The sequence below is a fragment of the Streptomyces sp. SM11 genome (genome assembly GCF_002910905.1).
In the GTDB taxonomy this organism is placed as follows: domain Bacteria; phylum Actinomycetota; class Actinomycetes; order Streptomycetales; family Streptomycetaceae; genus Streptomyces.
This window is the reverse complement of the sequence record NZ_NEUE01000085.1, coordinates 21,022-27,255: the sequence shown is the minus strand read 5'-3', so window position 1 is coordinate 27,255 and position 6,234 is coordinate 21,022. Positions and strand designations below refer to the sequence as shown.

The following is a 6,234-nucleotide window of genomic DNA, read 5'->3' as shown; positions in this document are numbered from 1 at the left end:
GAGCGCGCCGAATCGCTGCACGGCCACCTCGCCGGTCTGCTCTCCATCCCCCCCGCGCGCACCGACGGGCCACCCATCGGCCATCACCCGTCGACCGTCGCCCATAAATACGCATCCCACGTACCAATAAGGAGCCCCCGTCATGCTCTCCGACCGGTCCACCGCCACTGTCCGAGCCACCCTCCCCGCCGTCGGCGCGGCCATCGGGGACATCGCCGACCTCTTCTACGAGAAGCTCTTCGCCGCCCACCCCGAGCTGCTGCGGAACCTGTTCAACCGGGGCAACCAGGCCTCCGGCGACCAGCGGCGGGCGCTCGCCGGCGCCATCGCCGCCTTCGCGACGCAGCTGGTGGAGCAGCCCGGCACCCGGCCGGACGTGATGCTGGACCGGATCGCCCACAAGCACGCCTCGCTCGGGGTGACCCCGGAGCAGTACGAGGTGGTGCACACCCATCTGTTCTCTGCCATCGCCGACATCCTGGGCGACGCGGTCACCCCGGAGGTCGCCGCCGCCTGGGACGAGGTCTACTGGCTGATGGCGGGCTCGCTGATCGCCGTGGAGGCGCGCCTCTACGCGCAGCAGGGCGTCCTGGCGGGCGATGTGTGGCACACCTGGGAGGTGGCCGCCCGGGTCGAGGAGACCGAGGACGTCGCCACCTTCCTGCTGCGCCCCGCCGACGACGACACGCCCCCGCCCGCCTTCCGGCCCGGCCAGTACGTCTCCGTACAGGTCGAACTCCCGGACGGGGCTCACCAGATACGCCAGTACAGCCTCTCCTGCGCCCCCGGCTCCCGGCTGCGGTCGATCACCGTGAAGCAGGTGCGCGGCCAGGGATCACCCGACGGCGAGGTCTCCCGGCACCTGCACGAGCACACCCGCGCGGGTGACCTGCTGCGCGTCTCCGTCCCCTACGGGGACCTGGTGCTCGACCACCTGGACGCACCCCTGCTCCTGGCCTCGGCGGGCATCGGCTGCACCCCCATGCTGTCGATGCTGGAGTACCTCGCGCAGGAGGGCCACCGGGGCCCGGTCACCGTCGTGCACGGCGACCGCTCACCGGCCGACCACGCCCTGCGCACCGACCACGTCCGGCTGACGGAGAAGCTCCCGGACGCCGAGGCGCACTTCTGGTACGAGGCACCGGAGGCCGGGCACCCCGCGAACCGCACCGGCCTCGTCGACCTGGACGGCATCACCGTGCGGCCGGGGACACACGCCTATCTGTGCGGCCCGCTCCCCTTCATGCGGGCCGTCAGGACCCGACTGCTGGCGGCGGGGGTCCGGCCGGCCGACGTCCACTACGAGGTGTTCGGCCCGGACCTCTGGCCGGCCGCTCCCTGAAGAGGCACGTTTCCGGGAAGGCGACAATGGGCGGGTGAACAGCCCGCCCCGCCTCGACGCCCTCCTGCGGCCCTCAGTGCCGTCCCCGTCGCACGAGGTGCGGGACGACCGCTTCGCGCGCCGGGGCGTTCGGCTGCTCCTCAAGCGCGACGACCTGATCCATCCCGCCCTGCCGGGCAACAAATGGCGCAAGCTCGTCCTCAACCTGGAGGCCGCCGCAGGACGCACCGTGCTCACGTTCGGCGGCGCGTACTCCAACCACCTCCGGGCCACGGCGGCGGCCGGGCGGCTGCTCGGGTTTCCCACCATCGGCGTCGTCCGCGGCGACGAGCTGGCCCACCGGCCGCTCAACCGGTCGCTCGCCCGGTGCAGGGCCGACGGCATGCGACTGCACTTCGTGGACCGCACGACGTACCGGGCGAAGGCCTCCCCCGAGGTCCTGGAGGGGCTGCTGAGCCTGTACGGGGACGTGGAGGTCATCCCGGAGGGCGGCAGCAACGCCCTGGCCGCACAGGGCTGTACGGCGCTGGGGCGCGAGCTCGCCGGCGAGGGCGAAGTGGCGGCCGTGGCCTGCGGGACCGGCGGCACCCTGGCCGGGCTCGCCGCCGGCCAGGACCCCGGACAGCGGGCCCTGGGCATCCCGGTGCTGCGCGGCGGCTTCCTCGGACCGGCCGTGGAGCGGCTCCAGCGCGAGGCGTTCGGCGGCCCGTCCGGCAACTGGTCGCTGGACGAGCGCTTCACCTTCGGCGGCTACGCCCGCTCCACCCCGGAGCTGGAGGCCTTCGCCTTGGACTTCGAGGACCGGCACGGACTGCCCGTGGAGCGCGTCTACGTCGCCAAGCTGCTGTTCGCGCTGACCGCACTGACCGAGGAGGGGGCGTTCGAGCCGGGCACCCGGGTGGCCGCCGTGATCACCGGCACCCCCGGAGAACCGTCCGATCCGGAAGAACCGCCCACTCCCGGGGATCCGCCCCTTCCGGAGTCGTCCGTCTCCCGGTAGGCCGCCGCCCCCTCCAGGTCCAGCCGCCGCAGCGACGTACGCGGCGTCTCGTCGTCGATCCGCCGCTCGTCCCGGAGCTGGACGAAGGCCTCGCGCTCGGCCTCGACGGCCGGTCCGGGACGACTCGGTGGGCCGGCCGGCCCGCGGATCCAGGCAGGAGCTGTCCACGGCCGCCGTGTGGAGCAACGGCGGAAGCACGGCGTGCGCGTCCAGGTGGTACGTCGGGGCGCCCGGCAGGCAGCCGGCCATGAGCCCCACGGCGACCACCACGAGCGGGGCGGGTACCGGGGTGCGGCGGTCCGCGCCGGCGACCGCCGCCCGGACCGCGACCAGGGCCACCGACGGCAGCGCGTCCGTCCCACCGTCCTCGGATCCGTCGTAACCTGCCCACCATGAGCGAGTGTGCGCACGTAGCGGATCTGCCACGCCCCGAGCCCGTGCCGCTCGGCGAGACCTGTCCCGAGTGCCTGGAGGCGGGCAGCCACCCCGTGCGGCTGCGACTCTGCCTGACCTGTGGGCACGTCGGCTGCTGCGATTCGTCGCCGCTGCGGCACGCCACCGGACACTTCCGGGCGACCGGTCATCCCGTGATACGGAGCTTCGGGGCGGGCGAGAGCCGGCGTTGGTGCTTCGAGGACGGTTCGATCGTCTGAGGCCTGGGTACGTCAATGCGGCGCTGGTTCTTCGTAATTGGACGTCGCAGACCCCTAGCCACTGTGCGTACACATGGTCTTACCATGAGTGACGGTTAGGGTGTGGGGTCCGTACGACACTGCATCATGGATCCGATAACGTCGCCGAGCCGAAGAACCGTCGACGGACCGCATGGCTCCGGGCCACCCTTCCCGGAACCTCGAAAGAGTTTGTGCCACCTTGGAGGTGAGGGTGTCCCAGATCGCAGGCGAGCCCGGGAATCAGGACTTCGTAGAAGTCCGACTGCCCGCTGCGGGTGCCTACCTGTCGGTGCTGCGAACGGCCACGGCCGGTCTCGCAGCGCGTTTGGACTTCACTCTCGACGAGATCGAGGATCTTCGTATCGCGGTCGACGAGGCCTGCGCGATCCTGCTCCAGCAGGCCGTGCCGGGTTCCGTCCTCAGCTGCGTCTTCCGTCTCGTCGACGACTCCCTCGAAGTGACGGTGTCGGCGCCCACCACGGACGGCCGGGCGCCCGAGCGCGACACCTTCGCCTGGACGGTGCTCTCCGCACTGGCCGGCAAGGTCGACTCCACGGTCGCCGACGACCGTACGGTCAGCATCAGCCTCTACAAACAGCGCGGCGCGGGCCCCGGGCCGGCGTGAGCAACGGGAACGGGGACGGTCCTGTGCGGGACGAGACGATCCGACCCGGGGTGGTGCGCCCAGCAGGCATCCCGGAGCAACCGGCCCGGCCGCATCCGGTGAACGGAGCGGACGGGCCCGAGAGCATCGACGTCGCGGTGGAGCAGCAGTCGCAGGCAGAGCGGGCGGGCCAGATGAGCGAGCACGGGCACCACGATCCACACGACCGCAGCGGGGCCCGGGCCCTGTTCTTCGAGCTGCGGGAGCTGCCCGACGGTTCGGCGGAGAAGGCCGAGCTGCGCAACCGGCTGGTGCGGATGCATCTGCCCCTGGTGGAGCATCTGGCCCGCCGCTTCCGCAATCGCGGCGAGCCGCTGGACGACCTGACCCAGGTCGCCACGATCGGGCTGATCAAGTCCGTGGACCGGTTCGACCCGGACCGGGGGGTGGAGTTCTCGACGTACGCCACCCCCACGGTGGTCGGCGAGATCAAGCGCCACTTCCGGGACAAGGGCTGGGCGGTGCGGGTGCCGCGCCGCCTCCAGGAGCTGCGGCTGTCGCTGACCACGGCCACCGCCGAGCTCTCCCAGCAGCACGGCCGCTCGCCCACGGTGCACGAGCTGGCCGAGCGGCTCGGCATCTCCGAGGAGGAGGTGCTGGAGGGGCTGGAATCGGCCAACGCGTACAGCACGCTCTCGCTGGACGTGCCGGACACGGACGACGAGTCGCCCGCGGTCGCGGACACGCTGGGCTCGGAGGACGAGGCGCTGGAGGGCGTGGAGTACCGGGAGTCGCTCAAGCCGCTCCTGGAGGACCTGCCGCCGCGTGAGAAGCGCATCCTGCTGCTGCGCTTCTTCGGGAACATGACCCAGTCGCAGATCGCCCAGGAGGTCGGCATCTCGCAGATGCACGTCTCACGGCTGCTGGCCCGCACCCTGGCGCAGCTGCGCGAGCGGCTGCTCGTCGAGGAGTAGCCGGAAGGCGTCCTCAGGCCCCGGGGGTCGCCCCGGGGCCCCGGCGGATGCCCAGGATCCGGGTGGTCGCCGGGTTCAGCACGAGCACGAGGCCGGTGACGGCGACCACCGCCAGGACGATCCCGGTGGGGATCAGCGCACCCTGCGAGCGCAGCAGCGTCCAGGCCACGGGCAGCGCCATGATCTGGGTGATCAGCGCGGGCCCCCGGCTCCAGCCGCGCAGCAGCAGCAGTCCGCGGGCGGCGAACAGCGGGATCGCGCCGAGCGCGATCAGCGTGATCCCGACCGTCTCCGCCTGCTGTGTGCTCTCCGGCCTCCCGAGCACTCCCATGATCAGCAGATAGGTGCCGCCGACGGCGAGCGCCACGCCTTCGAGGGCGTTGACCCCGGCGAGGACGGTGATCCTGGCCGGGCGCTCCGCTGCGGAGGACGGCGGCGTGGAGGGTGTCTGCTGAGTGCTCACGCCCTTCAGGTTGGCATCCCCGGGGTCCGGAAGTGAAGCCGGGGTGCGGAGCGGCCTCCCCCGTTCGGGCGCACGGCGGGGCAGCCGGTCACGTTCCGTCACCGGCCCCGAGCGCAGCGAACCGGGACTACAGCACCGAACCGCCCGGTGGGTAGGCTGACCGTCATGCGCGCACTCCTCGTGGTCAACCCAGCTGCTACCACCACCAGTGCCCGCACCCGTGACGTGCTCATCCACGCGCTGGCCAGCGAGATGAAACTGGAGGCGGTGACCACCGAGTACCGGGGGCACGCACGGGACCTGGGGCGGCGGGCCGCGGACAGCGACGACATCGATCTGGTGGTCGCCCTCGGCGGCGACGGCACGGTGAACGAGGTCGTGAACGGGCTGCTGCACCGGGGCCCGGACGTGGACAGCCTCCCGAGGCTCGCCGTGGTCCCCGGCGGATCCACCAATGTCTTCGCGCGAGCCCTGGGGCTGCCGAACGACGCGGTGGAGGCGACCGGCGCGATCCTGGACGCCCTGGAGAACCGGACCGAACGCACGGTCGGTCTCGGTCTCGCGGCCGGCACCCCGGGAACCGAGGACGAGTCCGTCCCCGAACGCTGGTTCACTTTCTGCGCCGGTCTCGGATTCGACGCCGGGGTCATCGGCCGGGTCGAACAGAAACGCGAACACGGGAAGCGCTCGACGCATGCCCTGTACGTACGCCAGGTGGTGCGGCAGTTCCTGAACGAGGCCCACCGCAGACACGGACAGATCACGCTCGACGTGCCCGGCCAGGACCCGGTCACCGACCTCGCGCTCTCCATAATCTGCAACACCGCCCCCTGGACCTACCTGGGCAATCGCCCGATGTACGCCTCACCGAAGGCCTCCTTCGACACCGCGCTGGACGTCCTCGGACTGAAGCGTCTGTCCACCCCGGCGGTGGCCCTCTACGGCACCCAGCTGCTCACTTCGAGCCCCGAGAGGGGGCCGCGCGGCAAGCACGCCGTTTCACAGCACGACCTCACGGACTTCACCTTGTATTCAAAGGTCCCACTACCCTTCCAGATGGACGGTGACCACCTGGGGCTGCGTACGAGCGTGACGTTCACAGGCGTACGCCGTGCACTGCGTGTGATTGTGTGAGTGGAAGGGCCTAAAGTCCTTTAACTCGAACGTTTGGACTGGC

General features: G+C 71.4%; 7 protein-coding genes. 6 read left to right on the top strand and 1 reads right to left on the bottom strand.

Annotated elements, in window-relative coordinates:
* Positions 1-142: 142 nt before the first annotated feature.
* The 5 genes from B9S58_RS05480 (at position 143) to B9S58_RS05455 (ending at position 4,594) form a co-directional block, all read left to right on the top strand.
* Positions 143-1,342 carry a globin domain-containing protein gene (locus B9S58_RS05480; RefSeq protein ID WP_103530996.1) on the top strand — a complete coding sequence of 400 codons (1,200 nt, stop codon included), beginning with the start codon at positions 143-145 and terminating at the stop codon, positions 1,340-1,342.
* Between the two features lie 34 nt (positions 1,343-1,376).
* A complete protein-coding gene (locus B9S58_RS05475) occupies positions 1,377-2,342 on the top strand; it encodes a 1-aminocyclopropane-1-carboxylate deaminase/D-cysteine desulfhydrase (protein WP_103530995.1) in 966 nt (321 codons plus the stop codon).
* A 392-nt stretch (positions 2,343-2,734) separates the two neighbouring features.
* Positions 2,735-2,995 (top strand): UBP-type zinc finger domain-containing protein, encoded by a 261-nt coding sequence (locus B9S58_RS05465; RefSeq protein ID WP_103530994.1) that lies wholly within the window; start codon positions 2,735-2,737, stop codon positions 2,993-2,995.
* Between the two features lie 232 nt (positions 2,996-3,227).
* Positions 3,228-3,641: an anti-sigma regulatory factor gene (locus tag B9S58_RS05460; RefSeq protein ID WP_003966375.1), complete on the top strand. Its 414-nt coding sequence runs from the start codon at positions 3,228-3,230 to the stop codon at positions 3,639-3,641.
* A 23-nt stretch (positions 3,642-3,664) separates the two neighbouring features.
* Positions 3,665-4,594, top strand: coding sequence for an RNA polymerase sigma factor SigF (locus B9S58_RS05455; RefSeq protein WP_103530993.1), 930 nt, complete (start codon positions 3,665-3,667; stop codon positions 4,592-4,594).
* A 13-nt stretch (positions 4,595-4,607) separates the two neighbouring features.
* Here B9S58_RS05455 and B9S58_RS05450 read toward each other — a convergent pair whose 3' ends face one another.
* Entirely contained in the window at positions 4,608-5,057 is a 450-nt protein-coding gene (locus B9S58_RS05450) for a hypothetical protein (RefSeq protein ID WP_103530992.1), read from the bottom strand.
* Between the two features lie 165 nt (positions 5,058-5,222).
* Here B9S58_RS05450 and B9S58_RS05445 point away from each other — a divergent pair, with 165 nt between their 5' ends.
* Positions 5,223-6,191, top strand: coding sequence for a diacylglycerol kinase family protein (locus B9S58_RS05445; RefSeq protein ID WP_103530991.1), 969 nt, complete (start codon positions 5,223-5,225; stop codon positions 6,189-6,191).
* Positions 6,192-6,234: the final 43 nt, after the last annotated feature.

What these genes read in the sequence shown, in the direction of transcription:
- B9S58_RS05480 (WP_103530996.1), top strand. Translation starts at nt 143, where the DNA reads ATGCTCTCCGACCGGTCCACCGCCACTGTCCGAGCCACCCTCCCCGCC.
- B9S58_RS05465 (WP_103530994.1), top strand. Translation starts at nt 2,735, where the DNA reads ATGAGCGAGTGTGCGCACGTAGCGGATCTGCCACGCCCCGAGCCCGTG.
- B9S58_RS05445 (WP_103530991.1), top strand. Translation starts at nt 5,223, where the DNA reads ATGCGCGCACTCCTCGTGGTCAACCCAGCTGCTACCACCACCAGTGCC.